The sequence below is a fragment of the Sphingobacterium pedocola genome (assembly GCF_015209965.1).
GTDB lineage: Bacteria > Bacteroidota > Bacteroidia > Sphingobacteriales > Sphingobacteriaceae > Sphingobacterium > Sphingobacterium pedocola.
Map to the genome: position 1 here is coordinate 2,347,743 of NZ_MU158689.1, position 17,541 is coordinate 2,365,283.

Consider the following 17,541-nt stretch of genomic DNA (forward strand, 5'->3'; position numbering starts at 1 on the left):
TTTGTTTAAGTTTTTTCTTCGATATGGAAGCAGTAGAATCAATTCTTCAATATTACCAAAACACCAATAAGGAGATACCTACGGATATCTTATTGCCTAAGCGGGAAACAAGCCATTTCAATATTTTGGAATCCATGAACTGCTTGCTGACTTTTCCTTATATGCGCCGGGATTATTATAAAATTTGTTTAGTCGACAATTCCTTGGTTTATCAAATGGGCGACCGTAAGATAGAGATCGATGGTCCCTGTATCGTGTTTTCGAATCCTACCCTGGCTTACAGCCTCGAACGTAAATATGAATGCAATCGACGAAAGGGATATATCTGCTTATTTAACGAAGATTATTTGACCGGAGATTTGAAGGCAGTCCTACTTAAATTGAATGCTCTTTACCAGGACAACGTTTTCCCGTACATTAAATTGACAAATGAAGAGTATGAGATGTTCTCCTTGTATTTCAGAGGACTCCGAGATGAATATACCGGAAGTTTTGAATACCGAAAAGAGATTATTGTTAATCTCTTACGTTTAATTATATACCTTGCGATCAAGATCCAATTACAACATTGCCCAGAGCTGAAGCAGCAGGATTTTGGCGATCGCCTGGTTCGGGCATTTATGAAATTATTGGACGGACAGTTTCCCGTGGATTCTCCAAAACACAGTATTCATTTTAAGACACCTGCAGAATTTGCGGACAAGTTAAATGTGCATGTAAACCATTTAAATCATAGTCTAAAAACAGGTACAGGAAAGTCTACCACACATCTTATTCAAGAGCGAATTGTTACTGAAGCAATGGATCTGTTAAAAAACACAGATTGGAGCATTGGAGAAATCGGAAATAGTCTGGGATTTGAATACCCTCAGCATTTTAGCTATTTCCTAAAAAAACAGACCGGACAAAACCCCTCTTTTTATAAAAAAGGTACTATTTTGAATATTTTCTCTGTAAATAAATTATCAAATATTGAGGAGAGGTAGATACATTTGAATTATGTAAAAACTTATTTGAAGTGAGTATATAGGAATCCATCTGCAGCATCTAATTTTGCTTGTATTAAAATCCGTATATGAAACTCTTAAAAAAAGAACATGAACACATTGCTAGTGTTTTAGCTTTTGCATTAATTCCGATTTCTGGGTTAGCGATGGATGTTTACCTACCGTCATTTCCCGATATGGCATCGGATCTTCAAACTTCCGCTTCCAATATAAAATTAACACTGAGTATTTATTTAATTACCTACGGTATATCGCAATTGTTTGTCGGCAGTGTGGTCGACAGTTTTGGGCGATATAAGATCAATATACTGTCAATATTGGTTTTTACGATTACCTCGATGGCCATTATATTTGCTCCGAATATATATTGGATTTTTGGATACCGCTTTCTACAAGGTATCGCAATTTCTTTTATCGTAGTCTGTAAGCGTTCGTTTTTCATAGATGTGTATACGGGTGAAAAACGAAAACATTATACGAGTATGCTGACAGTCGTATGGGCTACGGCACCAATATTAGCCCCATTTCTGGGGGGCTACCTTCAGGAATACGTGGGATGGCGGGCAAATTTTTATTTATTATTCTTTTATGGAATAATTATGCTATTGCTGGAAATTCGGTATAGCGGGGAAACAATCAAGATTCGACAACCCTTTGATTTCAAAAGCATCATTAAAGTTTACAAAATGCTGTTGTCACATGTAGATTTTACTGTTGGAATAATCTTGTTGGGATTTAGTTATACTATGGTGATGGTATTCGGAATGAGCATCCCGTTTATTGTAGAGCATTCCTATCATTTAAGTCCAATCGTCTCCGGTTATAGTGCTTTGTTATCTGGTGTCGCCATATTTCTAGGCGGAATTTCGGGAAAATTATTGATCAACAGGCCTTTTTATCAAAAGCTCTTTGTCGCCAATATGATCCAGATGATTACCGCTTTACTGATGTTTCTCAGCGCAGATCTTTCCATCGGTCTCCCTGGTTTATTATTGTTTGTATTTATTATCCACCTGTGTCAGGGTTTTACCTATAATGTCTATTTTACCTATTGTATCACGCGGTTTCCTGAGAATGCAGGTACGTCAAGTGGAATCGCCAGTGGAGTATGTTATATCATTTTCTCCTTTTTGAGTTATTTGATAGCCAATTTCTTAAATGTTCAGGATCAATCTGGGCTCTCTATTTCCTATATGTTTTGTATAGGCGCCATCCTACTATTGCTGTTGATATTTAAACCAGCACTAAGTAGACAGGTTTCACCCCTATCGTAAATTACCATTGGAACACAACGGAAACACCATCTGGGTTATTCTCAAATCCCAAGAGGTAAGTCTTTGTGTGCGGATCCCAATTCTTCTCTTCCAATACCTCCTTATGATTGACCCTTAGACTTTTTGGTTTTTGGGGTAAGAGTACCCTCGATATATTGGTGGTATTAATCGGGCTCTTTGCTAAGTACGCATAGGAATTAGCTGTGATGTTCTCCTCATATTCCCTCGAGGCAGCGGCCAAAACCTGAGGTTTTTGCTTGTCTTTCACCCGGTCAATATTCAAAAATAAACACTGCTCGCCCGGTTGAACCTGTTTTGTTTTCAGGATGGGTAGTTGCGGATCATATAGGTCTATTAAGTTTCCACTGATACTATACGGTTCATTACTTATGCTCTCTTCCAATACAGCTACTAAATCGTACACACCACGTTGTAGATAGAAGCTATTTTTAAAGATCAATTTACCCGCTTTAGCCTGTTTTTCATACAGATCTTTTACAACATCCAACAACTGCTGCGAATTATCTGCTTTGATGACGAAATCTTTGGGATCTCTACGGATAATAGCGACCGTACCTTTTCCATACTTATAAATGCCTTCTTTTGCTGCGACTGGAATGTTCATGAGCTCAAACAGGTGATCCGAAGGACTCGTATAGTTATTTCCCTTGGTATTCCACCATTCCTGTACAGACTGAAAAGGGTCTTGATCGGATCCGCTATACACCAAAGCTCCTCCGGATTTCACCCAATCTGCGAGATGCTGATGGGATTCCATCTCCATCGGCTTCATATTGGCATAGGTCATCAAAAGTACCTTCGTTTCGGCCAAAGCTTCTTTATATCCTACATTTTCCAGATGAACCGTTTTTATCGGAACCCCTCTTTTTAAGAATGGCAATGCCTGTCCGTAAAAATTGGCCAATTGCGGATCATCATATCCTGCATGCGTCGGAAAGCGTTGAAACATTAGCGAGTTTGACATCAACACACTAATACCGCTTGAACCGGAAACCTTCGTATCGGACTGCGGCATGGTGTTCAGACTGTTAATCATAACCTGCATTTGCGTAGAATAATGTCTTGGTATATGCTCTTTCGTATCACTATTTGCACTGGTTTTGTAGAGTCCTTCATAGATACGCTCGGGCCATGGCATTACTTCATAATCTGCTATCTTGGGATATAATAGCTGCGCCGTGAAAGTCGCCTGATAGTTTTTCTTATAATCCGCCCAGTCCCTCGGCCAATCTTCGATCGGATCGGTAAGGAAAAACATTTTGCGTCCGGTAGGTGCTGTCATCGACTCCATCGATCCATATTCTAGAAAGGCCGTTTCAAAAACTCTTTCTTTTTCCGTTCCATTGAAGTAATTGGGTTCGCGGGAGGTACCTGTCCACACTTGGGCAATGTAGCCATCAACGCTCGGAAGGGAGGCTAGACTCGCCTCAGGACTCACAATCATCCATTGAGAGTAGTTTACAAGCGAATGAGTAGGTACATAACATTTGACATCCATCCCCTTTGTTTTCCCATACTCTTTGGCGTAGGTAAATACTTCATTCAGGGCATTGTAATACAGCCAATATTTGAGTTTATTGGAGAGATAGGTATTCTCGGGCGATTCATGTTGTGGCCTCCAATCGAATCCATAGAAATTCTTCCATTCTCTTTTAAAAGCTTCACTGTACCCGGCACGGGCCCAGAATTCAGGCTCTTCCATAAAAATAGCGTCAATGCCGGCGTCGATCACTCTTTTGACGTGATTTTCTTTCAGATATTTTAGAAAATTCTGGGTAGGTACAATATAGGGAACCATGCGACCATGCCATATGGTATCCCCTTTTACCGTGACCTGCCCCTCATCAAGATGCGCTTTGCCGTCCCATTCGCCTGTGAAATAATCCTGGTATTCACCCCAGGCTATCCCGGTCATAAAATGGGTAATGTAGCCTCTATCCTTCCATGATTTCACTCTTTCTTCAAATGGAATCCGCTTCGATTTGTCGGAGGGATTGCCGCCTACTCCGTATACCATGACCGCATCTGCGCGATTGTCAATAGTAGGTCTCCATTCTCTCGACGTTTGAAAAGTCGTTTTCACCTTATCCTTGACCTGCGCATGTGATTGTCCGACTATGCTTAAAAGGCATAAAAAAGTTAACAGTTGTTTCATGGGTTTAAATTTCTTTTACGGTGACACATTCGATCGCGGTGCTATTTCTCCAGTTCAAATTGAGATAAAACCGCATACTGAGCAGCATAGGCAAACATAAACATGGCCTCTACATTATTTTTGTTTTGATCTTTATCCCAGCCTGCTAATAAGTTGGTTGGCAAATATCCCTGATACAGATGCTTATCGTAACCGTAGTCCAGATTTTTCTGAAAAGCCCCGAGATAAGTGGCCGTGCCTTTGTGTAAGGGTAAAACGTCCATATATCCACGCATCAACACACCATTAAACCAGTTGTTGAACCCTCTACTCGTAAAGGTATACTGATCTGGAACGATTGTGCCAAGCTTGGCAAAATGTTGAAAACTGTTATCGGACAATTTACTGATATCTGCTAAATAAGCCTTATTCTTAGTAACCCGATACAAGTCTGCACCACCCGATAGCATTGTACCGCTATTGTAACTGTAGGCAGTTCCGACGGGGTCGGTCAATTCTGTACTTGCTCTGTATTTTACGCCGTTTACGGTTTCATATCTTATGTTACAATCCGGTTTACATCCGCCCATCATATCCGCATACACTCCTTGTGCTGTAAGCAAATGCTGCTTTTGCCAATCGTAGATTTTTTGTGCAAAAGAGAGATAATAATCGCTCTTTTTCTCGCTTTTGGCCTTACGTGTTTTTTTATCTTTAGCGTCGATATAGCGGTGTTCGATCTTATCTGGTTTCCCCTTATACAATTCATGGAGCCACACAAGCGGACTGATCATCGGCCCATTGCTACACGCATGTTTCGTGACATAGCCCGGCCCCCACGGTATACCTCCCAGCTCATTTCCCGCGGCGTCGCGTCCGCTGTCCCACCCATCGAGCACATAGGCCGTAAGATATTCAGCATGCGCTAGGTAAGACTTTTGCCCTGTTAGCTTATACGCTTCTATAAATTCGCGTATGAGCCACATTTGATCGTCGTAAACGTTCAATACACCGGTCACGTTGGCTTTCCCTTTTTCATTGACCCGGTCCACAGCATAGACGGTCCATTCCTTCGTTTGTGTGAAAGAGACAAGGTCAAAGGTTCCCAGATAGTATGCTGCATTGTCATACAATTGGCTTAATATCATAATATACCTACTGTAATGTTTGTCGTACAGCACCGAGTTCCCTTTTTCCTTTTGGGCTTTAAGGCTTTTTAGAATGGTGTTGACTGCTTCGATAGAAGCACCGTACATCCATACGCTTGCCCTCTCGGACGAACGTACTTTTGTAAAAGGGTTGTAAAACCGTCCCATTTCCATCTCTTCGCCTTTAAAGTGGCTCCCTATCGTCTGATCCACCAACTGCATGGCACGGTTCAAGTTTCGTGTAGCAAGGTCTTCCTGAGTTATTACGGAAAAGGTGTCGTCCGATACCGGGCCTGAGATTATGGTAAACCCGTAAACTCCAATAACTGTAGCTACAGTTGCGATAAAAACAGAACATACACCAAGACCGCCTCGTAACTTATTTGATTTCCTTTTCATCTGTAAATAATATTCATTTTAATAATTGCTTTTTGGGGCGTTATTCATCATTGTATGTTCTCAATGGAATGAATGAGATCGCTTCGCTAAGTATACCCTCTAACTCAGTTCCGTAGCCACTGAGTTAGCGGGCAAAAAAGATGTTACGGCACCATTACCTCAAGCGGTTTATTGTAATTCCACCGTCTGGTTCCGCTACCTTTAGGTGTATCGTAATTGATACGGGCTGCTGCGCGGATAAAAACGATACGACCAGAAGGGATAGTTCCATTTGATTCAATCGTAATGGTTTGCCCTAATAGGCTATTAAATGACGACCCCGTATATTCCAGGACGCTCGACCAGCGTTCATCCCGTGCACGATAGCCTACTGTAGAGGAATAGCTGACAAAAAGCTGTATATCGGTGACGTTCTGAAAGCTGCTGCTGTAGCCGCCCATTGGTTCTATTTTATCCCGAAATTCGTTTTCCGAAACTCCGCGCGTTACGCGTACTTTTTTATTTTAACTAAAACGAATTAGTAAAATTAAATACGGGATCCGATAAAATAGAACATAAGCTGTTTCGCAGCTTATCTGTTTTTTCCTCATATCATAAAATTTATAATTCGTATGTTTAGAAGGATTAGCGATCCTTCAAATCTAGTCACAATATTAGATACACCTGATTAAATTCAGGGTTAAAAATGGGTTAAAATGAAAAATAAAAACGATAACCCTATATATTTTTTTGATATTTATCTCTTTTATCACCTTTTTATATCCATTAAAACAAAATCCTTTTAGTTTCAAATAAACTTAATTTTGTATATTTTTACATGCTGAATATCTTGTTATATTTAACTGGCAACGGTCACAATGTACTAATACGCGGCATGGAAAGTCGGAATTTCGTTTTTTTGGCTATATTCTTAGTTACTTTTTTGCTGTTTCCTTGATATGAGACTATTTTTTTCACTCTGCATACTTTGGTTAATTATCCCTAGCTCATCATTATCTCAGGGTTTGAAATTTAGCGGCGGGCACCAACCTATCGAAAAACGAACATCGTGTGATGTATTCGCCCGTGAATACACTGATAATTTTAATATAGATTTTGATCTTTCTTTATTTCCACCCAATCCAATCGGTTATATTCTGCGGATAAAAAATGAAAAGAGCAATCGCATTTTTAACCTTTTTTATGACGAGGAGCAGAATTATTGTGTGTTTAGATTGAATGAGGAAGGCAAAAGCAGTTTAATTACCGCACGAATAGACCGTGATCAATTGGCAAATCTCACCTGGTTTAAAGTCAGCATTAAAATGAATCTGCTACTTAACGAGATCAGGCTGCATGTCCATAATACGGAATTGGTAGCGAAAGGTCTCGATTTGCCCCATACATACCATCCTAAAATCACATTTGGTAAAAGTGACTATTTAATTGACCTTCCTAACTTTGCCATCAAAAACCTGACAATAGGCAATACTATGGACAAAATCGTCATCCCCTTCCGGGAGAACGAGGGAAATGACGTACACGATTTGGAGGGGAATGTTATTGGTGAAGTATCCAATCCGGAATGGCTGATCAACGATGCTTATCGGTGGAAATTTGTAGCTTCCTCGGTCTCTCCTACTCAAGCAGGATCGAATTATAACGATGTCAAAAAGGAGGTATACTACTTCAACAGGGACTCCATACTCGTCTATAATGTCAAGAGCCAAAAATCAAAGACCATCAAGTATACATCAAGATGTCCTGTAGATCTTGTAGTGGGCACGAGTTTCATCGACCAGGCATCCAACAAACTCTATGTCTATGAGATGCACCATGTAAATCCTTATGATGGACCCTCAGTCGCTAGCCTAGACTTAGATACCTATACCTGGAAAGTAGAAAACTATGATCAGTTAGACAATGAACTGCATCATCACGGATATTTCTACAATCCTACAGATCGTAAGTTTACTATTTTTGGAGGCTACGGGCAAATGCGGTATAGCGACAAATTCTACAGTTACGACCTCGACGTCGCCCGTTGGACAGAGGAAGGCAATTTCAAAGGAGAGGCTATTTATCCACGCTACTTTCTTTCTATCGGTTATTTAAAGGAACGTAATATTGCATATATTTTTGGTGGCATGGGGAATGAGTCGGGCGAGCACATTGTTGGAAGGAAATATTTCTACGATCTACATAAAGTAGACTTAAATACAAATCGAATTTCCAAAGTATGGGAGATTCCGTGGACATTGACCAATATTGTTCCGGCTCGGGGAGTTATTATTCCCGACAGTTCCCATTTCTATGCGTTGGGCTATCCGGAGCATGTATCCAATTCATTTTTCAAACTGTATAAATTTTCCATTAAAGACGGCAGTTACGAAATTTTGGGCGACTCAGTTCCAATCTATTCGGATAAGATCACAACCCGGGCCCAACTTTATTACGATACGCAACTAGGCAATCTCTACGCATTAGTGCAAGAGTCAACGGACGACATCTCTTCTAGTCTTAAAATATACAGCCTGAATTTCCCTCCCATATCATCGTCACAACTGAGTGATTATCCGGAGACTACGCTTCGAAAGAACGTTTCGATAGCGATTGTACTTCTTTTAGCTACCATCGTGTTGATCTATTTCATTTATCGGATCACGAAACGTAAAAAGCTACAAACAGAACTCCCGCTACCCAACCAGCGGACAGCCCCCCCCGTACCTATAGATCGACCTAACGCCATCTATTTGTTCGGAGAATTCAAGGTAGTGGACAGGGCCAACAAAGACATCACCCACCTCTTCAGTACCCGACTTAAACAAACATTCTGTCTGATACTAGAATACAGTGTTGCCGATGGTATTACCTCTAAGCACCTCAGTAGCGTATTATGGCCAGACAAGCCTGAAGATAAGGTCAAAAATTCCCGAGGAGTGACGGTTAATCATTTGCGCAAAGCGTTAAGTGAGTTGGATGGGATAGAGTTGGAATTTGAAAAAGGTAAATTTAAAATCGTGCAGACCGAGTCATCGTATTGCGATTATACAAGGTGTATCGAGATTATCTCTACGGATGTTAGCAGGTATAGAGAGGAACTTATTCAAATAGTGAGTCGGGGCTATCTTCTTCAATCTTCTAATGATCCTTTATTTGATGACTTTAAAGCCCATCTTGAAAGACTGTTAGAACCTGCATTGCGCGCCGAAATAGAAAAAAGCGTCGTTGCACAAATGCCTCAGATAACCATAGCCCTTGCAAATACTGTTTTTAAGGTAGACCCACTAAACGATTACGCCCTTTCTTCCAAAATAAAAGCGTATAGGGCATTAAAATTGGAAACAGAGGCCCGTTCAACTTACCAGTCTTTTATTGTAGAATATAAAAAACTAATGGGTGAGAATTACCCCTATTCTTACCAGGATTTAGTATAGGTAAACCCATGACAACGATGGGGGTCGAATGGAGTCAACTACGTATTCGACGGCGTCATAATGGAGCAGGCTACTTCTTTGGCTATACCTTTAGCCGATTTATGGGTCTAAGCAAAGTCGATGCCCGCACGCTCGCCTTTAAGGTGGGTTTACAAAACGGTAGTATGGCGACCGGCCTCGCCGGCACAATGGGCAAACTGGGGACCGTGGATCAATTAACTATGATGCTTTATTTCACCTAAATGCTGGACATCTTTCAAATCAAATGGCGTCTCCTGATATACAAAATAATTCAGCCAATTGTTGAACAATAAATTTGCATGGCTTGTCCACCGTACCAGTGGGGGATTATTGGGATTATTGTCAGTATAATAATTTTGAGGAATTCCTAGTGAAAGACCTCTTTCCAGATCTCTCGTATATTCTTCATGAAGCGTAAGCGGAGCATACTCTGAGTGTCCGGTAAGATAAAATTCGCGACCTCCCCTGGAAGATAGAATTGCGATGCCTGCCTCTTGCGATTCGGATAGAATAGTGATTTCTTCCGAATTTTCCAGATCTGCCCTCGACATGGTAGTGTGTCTACTGTGGGGGATAAAAAATTCATCGTCAAAACCTCTAAACAATGGATCTCTCTTTTCGATGGCCGTATGTTTAAAAACACCAAATAGCTTTTCGGTTAACGGTATTTTTTCCACATCGTAAAAATGATAAAGCGCTGCTTGAGAAGCCCAACAAATATATAATGTGGAAGTAACATGCTTTCTAGCCCACTCGAAAATCGTTGTAATTTCATTCCAATAAGTTACCTCTTCGAATTTCAACATTTCTACTGGGGCACCTGTGATGATCATACCATCGTAAAAGTTCTCTTTTATTTCACTAAACCCCTTATAGAACATTTCCAGGTGTTCTTCCGAAGTATTTTTGGGTGTATGTGTGTCCAATCTTAAAAACTCTACTTCTACCTGTAGTGGATTGTTTGATAGCAATCTTACGAAATCCGTTTCTGTGGATATTTTAAGGGGCATCAAATTCAGAATAAGCACGCGCATCGGACGAATATCCTGCGCATCGGCCCGTAGGTCGTTCATCACAAATATATTCTCCTTCTTTAGAAGCTCTATTGCTGGCAGATTATTTGGTATTTTGACTGGCATATCCTAATTTCCTTATTGTATTTTGTACAAAAGTATAAAGAATAAATGGGAACTTAAAAATTCAGGACATTGACTTTTGAGGATGTGGTTCTATATATTGTATTTATAATTGCATATAAAGTCAAATTTATCTAAGTTTGATATATTAAAATTTTTCTGATATCTTTAACTAACTAATTTATAAATTAAATAAAAAAAATGAACAAAGCAGATTTAATAAAACATGTAGCTTCGGAAAGCGGCATTTCTCAAGCTCAGGCAGAAAAAGCAATCAACAGCTTTACTTCAGGTGTTCAACAATCCTTGACTAAAGGAGAAACTGTAACACTGATTGGTTTCGGATCGTTCTCTGTAAGTGAACGTGCGGCACGTAACGGACGTAACCCACAAACGGGGGCAGTGCTAAAAATAGCCGCTAAAAAAATACCAAAATTCTCGGCAGGAAAGGCGCTAAAAGAAGCGGTAGCCGGCCCTGCGAAGAAAACAAAGAAAAAGTAAAATATATTTCTGAAATATATGAACATTACTGCGGGGCGACTATCAAGTTGCCCCGCTTCATTAGTCATCTTAATTAATTAGCTTATTTTAAGCTTTTTGGCACAGATATTGTACAACTATTAACTCATAATTTAGGTTAAATAATTGGTTTAATCCTCTGACGTCGCCCGGTGTTGGAGGATTTATTTTTTCGGTATATTCAGTAATTAAGTTTATTAAATAATATTCGATTAATTACAATAACTCTAGATTTTTAGATATATTAGGCATGTATCATAACAAAAAAACATGATCCGCTACATCTGTTTAATTAGACCACTATCCTTTTGGAAGTAGTTCTCAAAATATGTTGAAAGCGTAAATAAATCGGTGCTCATATGAAAAAATACATATCCATCCTTATCGTTATCGTTTATTGTAGCTCTTGCAATTTGTCAGCAGAGAAAGACCTGTCGCGCATTGAAAAGCGCGATAATGTTTTAAAGAACATTATCCCTCCTACTATTTCGGAGAACGTAATGCTCTTAACAAACTTCGGGGCAATTGGAGATTCGTTGACCGACTGTAAACCTGCCTTCGACAAAGCAATCGAAATATGTAAGGAACAAAATGGAGGAAAAATTGTCGTACCTGAAGGGACCTACCTTATCAATGGGCCGATTCATTTAACCAACAATGTATGTATAGAATTACAAAAGGGATCGAAATTGGTTTTTGGATCGACTCCGTCCGACTATCTCCCGGTTGTACTTACGAGTTGGGAAGGGACATTTTTATATAATTATAGCCCATTTATTTATGGCTATCAATTAGAAAACATTGCTATAGTCGGTGAAGGGACTATCGACGGAAATGCTCGTGACACCTTTAGTAAGTGGGCTGAACACCAAAAAGAAAGTCAGTTGCTAAGTCGCCGGATGAACCATGAAGACACACCGTTAGCAGAAAGGGTGTTCGGAGCAGGTCACTTTTTACGGCCTCATCTCATTCAGTTTTTTGAGTGTAAAAATATTCTAATCGAAGGTGTTACGATAAAAAACTCCCCGTTTTGGTGCGTTCATCTGTTGAAATCTGAAAACATTACAGCCCGGAAAGTAAAATTTGACGCTTTCAATAGAAATAATGACGGTTTTGATCCCGAGTATTCAAAAAATATATTGATTGAAGACATTGAATTCAACAACGCTGATGACAATGTTGCCATTAAAGCAGGACGTGATCATGAGGGAAGAAAAACAGGAATTTCATCCGAAAATATCATCATACGCAACTGTAGATTTAAAGGTTTACATGGTGTGGTTATTGGCAGTGAGATGTCGGCAGGTGTACAAAACGTATTTATCGAAAATTGCACATACGGTGGTTATTGCAAACGCGGCATTTATTTAAAATCAAACCCCGACCGTGGCGGCTTTATTCGCGATATCTATGTAAATGATGTGGATTTCGGTGAAGTTGAAGACTTTTTCTACATTACAGCTTATTATCATGGAGAAGGGAAAGGATTTGAAACCGACATCCGAAATATATTTGTGGATAATGTAAAATGTAGAAAAGCAACCAACGCTGGCTTGGTAATCCAAGGATACCCTTCGAAAAAAGTATCGGATGTTTACTTCTCCAATGTCCAGATTGATTCCTGTGAGACGGCTATGAGTTTTACGAATACGGAAAACATCGTGTTGAACGATATCATTATTGGACAGGAAGTAAAGGTACCTTCCCATGCAAAGTAAAATATTTTATATTGATTGCGTATGCGCTTGAATACGTAATCAATATAGAACATCTTAACGAATTGGAAGGATTACCCCAAATCAAATTTGTATCCTACCCCCTTCACTGTAGATACGTAGTTTTCACCTATTTTTTCGCGCAACTTGCGAATATGTACATCTATCGTCCTATTCGTCACCACCACAGAATCTTCCCAAATGGCTTTCAGAATCTGTTCTCGGGTAAAGACCTTATTGGGTTTAGACGCCAAGAGATATAGGAGCTCAAATTCTTTTTTTGCTAAAACAATTTTTCCATCAGCACGATAAACTAGAAACGAATCACGATCTATGATCAAGTCCATGATTTCAAGTTTATCCGTCTCTTCCTCTACCGACTCAGTGGCATTTCTCCGTAGGATGGCGTTAATACGGGACATCAATGCACGGGGTTTAATTGGTTTTGCAATATAATCGTCGGCACCAACATGAAATCCCGCAATTTCAGAATATTCCTCGCTTCTAGCTGTCAAAAACACCATAAAGGTATGTTTGAATTCCGGCAACGAGCGCATAATACGGCAGGCTTCGATACCATCCATTACTGGCATCATCACGTCTAAGATAATTAAATCAGGATTAACTTCCTTAGCCTTTTCAATAGCTAACTTTCCATTGGCGGCCGTATAAACCTGATAACCTTCTCGTTCTAAATTGTAAGATATCAAATCTAAGATATCCTTTTCATCATCTACCACAAGTATTTTCTGCTTGACGCTCATATTTGTTTTTTTATTAAAAGTATGTACTTTATGGTAAGATAAAGTTAAGCAAATGTTATGATATTGTTAAGTGTTAAAATAAACTTAATAAATTAATAAAGTGCTTCTAATTTAACGCTTTATTTAAAAAATCTTCCAATTCTTTTCCGCGTAAATTTTTAGCGGCTATGTTTCCGTTTGCATCAACCAAAACAGATGCTGGGATTGCTTTTATTCTGTAGGTAAGCACCAGATCCGAACTCCATGCTTTCAAGTCCGAAATATTGGTCCACATTAGCTCATCTTCTTCAATGGCACGCATCCATGAGCCCGGGTTATTATCAAAAGATACACCCAACACGGTAAATCCATTATCTTTGTACTGATTATACAAACGCACGATATTTGGGTTCTCTTTACGACAAGGTACACACCATGAAGCCCAGAAATCTACCAATGTCAATTTACCTCTGTAATCAGATAGTTTTACAACTTTATTATCAGGGGTATACGCTTCAAATTCGGGGGCCGGTTGTCCTACGGCTAGCCTCTTTAATTTGGCAGCCTCGTCCTTAAATTGGTTTACGTATCTATTTTCGCCAAACTGGTCGTGTATCTGCTCCGCATAAGCAATGATCTCCTGTTCAGCAATATCGGGATCGAGTGTACTGATCGCGTAGAAACCAGCTAAATTTTGGTTTTGAGTGGCAAATTCAACAACTTTCTTCGTATAATAACTAAGTTCTTCCTTAAATGAGGTAAGGTATTCCGAACGCAAGTTTTCAATTTCAATTTCAGTTTTTCCAGCGGTAGCTTTGACAAAGGACGACTGTAGCGAATCCTGAATAAATTCTTTCCTACGTTTTACCGGTGCGAATTCCTTCAATTTTGACGACAGTTCGGACCCGACAATATCGTATTGCTCTGGATTCTGAAGGTCAGTTACAAACTCCGTCTTTTCTCCAGGGGTTAATATAATAGGGTATCTATTCTTCCCTAATTCGACAGACAAGAGTCTCGGCTGTGTAGCTTGTCGCTCAAATTTAAATTTGTTCTGATCACCTAAAAAGACAGAATCCAACTTGCGATCGCCCTCATAAAATGCAACCACCTTAATATTACCTGGATTATTTATTTGTCCGGAAATAGATATCACATCCTTTTGACTACAACTCCACAACACGGTGAGTGCTATTATACCTAAAACAAACCTTACTGTTTTCATTTTCTATATTAATTTACAAAATCTCTTGCACGCTGAATAGCCTTATCCAGCCCTGAAGCATCTTTCCCTCCTGCTGTAGCGAAGAAAGGCTGGCCACCGCCGCCACCTTGTATATCTCTAGCAAGGTCTCTAACGATGTTACTGGCATTCCATTCTCTTTCTTTCGCCAACTCGTCCGAGATAACAACGGTTAAACTGGGTTTACCGTCAAAATCTGCGCCTAAGACGAGAAACAAATTGCTTATAGCACCCTTCAATGCATAAGCCAACGTTTTCACAGCCTCGGCATTTGGAAGCTCTACTACGGTAGATAAAAAACTAACTCCGTTTATATTTTCCAATTTTGCTTCAATATCCTTTTTCAGCAATAATGACCTTTCTTTAATCGCATGTTCGATCTCTTTACGCAACGCACTATTCTCCTCCACTATTTTACCAATAGTCGATACAAAATCTTTCGGATTATTTAATAGTTCCTTGACATTTTGAAAAAGCTCAAAGTGTTCCCGAATTACCGCAGCTGCTTTAGTCCCGGTAATCGCTTCGATACGTCTTACCCCTGCCGCGACTGCAGATTCCGAAATAATCTTAAAAAATCCGATCTGTCCCGTGGCTTTTACATGTGTACCGCCACAGAGTTCTTTAGAAAAATTATCATCAAAGGCGATCACGCGCACATAGTCACCGTATTTTTCACCAAATAAAGCGGTAACACCCGAGTCGACAGCCTGTTGAAAAGGCACCTGTCTTTCCTCTTTCAGTACAATATTTTCACGAATCCTGGTATTAACAATATCCTCCACTTGTTTGATCTCTTCCTCCGTCATTTTTGAAAAATGAGAGATATCAAATCGCAACATATCCGGAGACACCAAAGATCCTTTTTGGTTTACGTGGTCACCCAGCACTTGCTTCAATGCAGCATGCAACAAATGCGTCGCGGAATGGTTGCTCTCGGAGTCTAATCTTTTCCCGGCGTCTACATTCGCTTCAAAAAAGCCTTCAAAAGATACCGGCAATTGATCCACAAAATGAATTATCAGTCCATTTTCTTTTTTTGTATCGGTAACATTTATCTTCTCTCCTGATTCGGAAACAAGCACCCCAACATCTCCGACCTGACCTCCGCCTTCTGCATAAAAAGGAGTAACCGATAACACCAATTGATATTGATCTTTCCCTTTGGCTGTGACTTTACGGTATTTTATTATTTCCGTTTTTGCTTTTAGCACATCATAGCCTACAAATTCGACGTCGGTCTCCTCCCCGACTACGATCCAATCTCCAGCATCAATAACCGTCGCTGCGCGTGAGCGGTCCTTTTGTACATTTAAAGCCACATGAAATGCTTCCATGTCTACAGAAACACCTTTTTCACGCGCTAAAAGATCTGTCAGATCGATCGGAAATCCGTACGTATCAAATAGTTCAAATGCAAAATCTCCATCTATTGATGTGTGCTCTGCTGCGTAGTTTTCAAAACGCTGGATTCCAGTAGTCAATGTGCGTAAGAACGAAACCTCTTCCTCTAATATTACTTTTTCCACAAAATCCTGCTGTTTATACAGTTCATCAAACACGCCTTTAAATTGGTTCGCTAACAACGGTACCAATTCGTGAAAGAAAGGATTTCTGAAATTTAAAAAAGTGTAGGCATAGCGCACTGCCCGACGAAGAATTCTTCGAATGACATAGCCAGCTTTATTATTGGAAGGTAACTGACCATCTGCAATAGCAAAGCTCACCGCCCGAATATGATCCGACAACACACGCATCGCAATATCCGTCTTTTCGTCAGTACCGTATTTTATATTTGCCTTTTCCGCGATATAGGTTATCAATGGCTGAAATACGTCGGTATCGTAATTCGAGCTTTTCCCTTGTATAGCACGCACCAACCTTTCAAATCCCATACCGGTGTCAACATGTTTAGCAGGGAGAGGCTCTAAACTCCCGCTTTTCAAGCGATTGAATTGCATGAATACCAAATTCCATATTTCAATGACCTGCGGGTGATCCGCATTCACGAGATCCTGCCCTCTAACAACCATCCTTTCAGCATCTGGACGCATATCATAATGGATTTCAGAACAAGGACCGCAAGGCCCCGTATCTCCCATCTCCCAAAAATTGTCCTTTTTATTCCCCAACAAGATACGATCCGCGTCAATATATTCTTTCCAAAATTCGAAAGCCTCGTTATCGCGTTCCAATCCTTCAGAAGCATCACCTTCGAAAATGGTAACGTATAATTTATTCTTGTCCAACCTATACACTTCTGTAAGCAACTCCCAGGCCCAGGCAATGGCATCCTTTTTAAAATAATCGCCAAATGACCAGTTCCCTAACATTTCAAAGAGCGTATGGTGGTAGGTATCAATGCCCACTTCTTCTAGATCGTTGTGCTTTCCGGAGACCCGAAGGCAGCGTTGTGTATCAGCAATACGTGGATATTTAACGGTGGCTTCTCCTAAAAACAAGTCTTTAAATTGATTCATCCCGGCGTTGGTAAACATCAGTGTTGGATCGTTTTTTACCACAACAGGTGCTGATGGAACAATATGATGGGATTTATCTTTGAAAAAATTCAAATAAGCCTCGCGTATTTCTCTACTGGTCATGAACTATATCTATTTTAATAAACGATGCAAATCTACTTAAAAATGATTGCTCTTCCAACGACAAATCTATGCAGGCTGTGGGGTGATAAAACTCCTCCAAGGCAACAGCAATACAACTAAAACATGAGATGAGCCATTTTATTCCTCATTTATTTTTAGTAC

At 40.0% G+C, this 17,541-nt stretch carries 12 protein-coding genes; 5 read left to right on the forward strand and 7 right to left on the reverse strand.

Going from position 1 to position 17,541, the window contains the following annotated elements; all coding sequences use genetic code 11:
* Positions 1–23: 23 nt before the first annotated feature.
* Both C4F40_RS09890 and C4F40_RS09895 read left to right on the forward strand, forming a co-directional pair.
* Positions 24–986: a helix-turn-helix domain-containing protein gene (locus C4F40_RS09890; protein ID WP_196939156.1), complete on the forward strand. Its 963-nt coding sequence runs from the start codon at positions 24–26 to the stop codon at positions 984–986.
* Positions 987–1,075: 89 nt separating this feature from the next.
* Complete coding sequence (locus C4F40_RS09895) at positions 1,076–2,281, forward strand: MFS transporter (protein ID WP_196939157.1); 1,206 nt, start codon at positions 1,076–1,078, stop codon at positions 2,279–2,281.
* Between the two features lies 1 nt (position 2,282).
* Here C4F40_RS09895 and C4F40_RS09900 read toward each other — a convergent pair whose 3' ends face one another.
* The 3 genes from C4F40_RS09900 to C4F40_RS09910 all read right to left on the reverse strand — a co-directional run bounded on the left by C4F40_RS09900 (position 2,283) and on the right by C4F40_RS09910 (position 6,423).
* Complete coding sequence (locus C4F40_RS09900) at positions 2,283–4,457, reverse strand: hypothetical protein (RefSeq protein ID WP_196939158.1); 2,175 nt, start codon at positions 4,455–4,457, stop codon at positions 2,283–2,285.
* Positions 4,458–4,498: 41 nt separating this feature from the next.
* Positions 4,499–5,983, reverse strand: coding sequence for a glycoside hydrolase family 76 protein (locus C4F40_RS09905; protein ID WP_196939159.1), 1,485 nt, complete (start codon positions 5,981–5,983; stop codon positions 4,499–4,501).
* Between the two features lie 143 nt (positions 5,984–6,126).
* Positions 6,127–6,423, reverse strand: coding sequence for a DUF3823 domain-containing protein (locus C4F40_RS09910; protein ID WP_231389992.1), 297 nt, complete (start codon positions 6,421–6,423; stop codon positions 6,127–6,129).
* A 498-nt stretch (positions 6,424–6,921) separates the two neighbouring features.
* Between C4F40_RS09910 and C4F40_RS09915 the strand changes: the two genes are divergently transcribed.
* On the forward strand, positions 6,922–9,399 hold the full coding sequence (locus C4F40_RS09915; RefSeq protein WP_196939160.1) for a Kelch repeat-containing protein: 2,478 nt from the start codon (positions 6,922–6,924) through the stop codon (positions 9,397–9,399).
* A 215-nt stretch (positions 9,400–9,614) separates the two neighbouring features.
* On the opposite strand, the gene metA is transcribed toward C4F40_RS09915, so the two are convergent.
* Positions 9,615–10,559, reverse strand: a complete 945-nt coding sequence (gene metA, locus C4F40_RS09925) for a homoserine O-acetyltransferase MetA (RefSeq protein WP_196939161.1) — start codon at positions 10,557–10,559, stop codon at positions 9,615–9,617.
* A gap of 198 nt (positions 10,560–10,757) precedes the next feature.
* Here metA and C4F40_RS09930 point away from each other — a divergent pair, with 198 nt between their 5' ends.
* The gene (locus tag C4F40_RS09930) at positions 10,758–11,057 is read left to right on the forward strand and encodes an HU family DNA-binding protein (protein ID WP_196939162.1); all 300 of its coding nucleotides are present in this window, start codon (positions 10,758–10,760) and stop codon (positions 11,055–11,057) included.
* Positions 11,058–11,434: 377 nt separating this feature from the next.
* Positions 11,435–12,793: a glycoside hydrolase family 28 protein gene (locus tag C4F40_RS09935; RefSeq protein WP_196939163.1), complete on the forward strand. Its 1,359-nt coding sequence runs from the start codon at positions 11,435–11,437 to the stop codon at positions 12,791–12,793.
* Positions 12,794–12,864: 71 nt separating this feature from the next.
* Here C4F40_RS09935 and C4F40_RS09940 read toward each other — a convergent pair whose 3' ends face one another.
* The 3 genes from C4F40_RS09940 to alaS all read right to left on the reverse strand — a co-directional run bounded on the left by C4F40_RS09940 (position 12,865) and on the right by alaS (position 17,379).
* Positions 12,865–13,554 (reverse strand): response regulator transcription factor, encoded by a 690-nt coding sequence (locus C4F40_RS09940; RefSeq protein WP_196939164.1) that lies wholly within the window; start codon positions 13,552–13,554, stop codon positions 12,865–12,867.
* A 106-nt stretch (positions 13,555–13,660) separates the two neighbouring features.
* Positions 13,661–14,758 (reverse strand): TlpA family protein disulfide reductase, encoded by a 1,098-nt coding sequence (locus C4F40_RS09945; RefSeq protein ID WP_196939165.1) that lies wholly within the window; start codon positions 14,756–14,758, stop codon positions 13,661–13,663.
* A gap of 8 nt (positions 14,759–14,766) precedes the next feature.
* A complete protein-coding gene (gene alaS, locus C4F40_RS09950; RefSeq protein ID WP_196939166.1) occupies positions 14,767–17,379 on the reverse strand; it encodes an alanine--tRNA ligase in 2,613 nt (870 codons plus the stop codon).
* Between the last annotated feature and the right edge of the window lie 162 nt (positions 17,380–17,541).

Excerpts from the sequence above, each read along its gene's own strand:
- C4F40_RS09890 (WP_196939156.1), top strand. The coding sequence starts at position 24 with ATGGAAGCAGTAGAATCAATTCTTCAATATTACCAAAACACCAATAAG.
- C4F40_RS09895 (WP_196939157.1), top strand. The coding sequence starts at position 1,076 with ATGAAACTCTTAAAAAAAGAACATGAACACATTGCTAGTGTTTTAGCT.
- C4F40_RS09905 (WP_196939159.1), bottom strand. The coding sequence starts at position 5,983 with ATGAAAAGGAAATCAAATAAGTTACGAGGCGGTCTTGGTGTATGTTCT.
- C4F40_RS09945 (WP_196939165.1), bottom strand. The coding sequence starts at position 14,758 with ATGAAAACAGTAAGGTTTGTTTTAGGTATAATAGCACTCACCGTGTTG.
- C4F40_RS09935 (WP_196939163.1), top strand. The coding sequence starts at position 11,435 with ATGAAAAAATACATATCCATCCTTATCGTTATCGTTTATTGTAGCTCT.
- C4F40_RS09915 (WP_196939160.1), top strand. The coding sequence starts at position 6,922 with ATGAGACTATTTTTTTCACTCTGCATACTTTGGTTAATTATCCCTAGC.
- C4F40_RS09940 (WP_196939164.1), bottom strand. The coding sequence starts at position 13,554 with ATGAGCGTCAAGCAGAAAATACTTGTGGTAGATGATGAAAAGGATATC.
- C4F40_RS09930 (WP_196939162.1), top strand. The coding sequence starts at position 10,758 with ATGAACAAAGCAGATTTAATAAAACATGTAGCTTCGGAAAGCGGCATT.
- metA (WP_196939161.1), bottom strand. The coding sequence starts at position 10,559 with ATGCCAGTCAAAATACCAAATAATCTGCCAGCAATAGAGCTTCTAAAG.
- alaS (WP_196939166.1), bottom strand. The coding sequence starts at position 17,379 with ATGACCAGTAGAGAAATACGCGAGGCTTATTTGAATTTTTTCAAAGAT.
- C4F40_RS09900 (WP_196939158.1), bottom strand. The coding sequence starts at position 4,457 with ATGAAACAACTGTTAACTTTTTTATGCCTTTTAAGCATAGTCGGACAA.
- C4F40_RS09910 (WP_231389992.1), bottom strand. The coding sequence starts at position 6,423 with ATGGGCGGCTACAGCAGCAGCTTTCAGAACGTCACCGATATACAGCTT.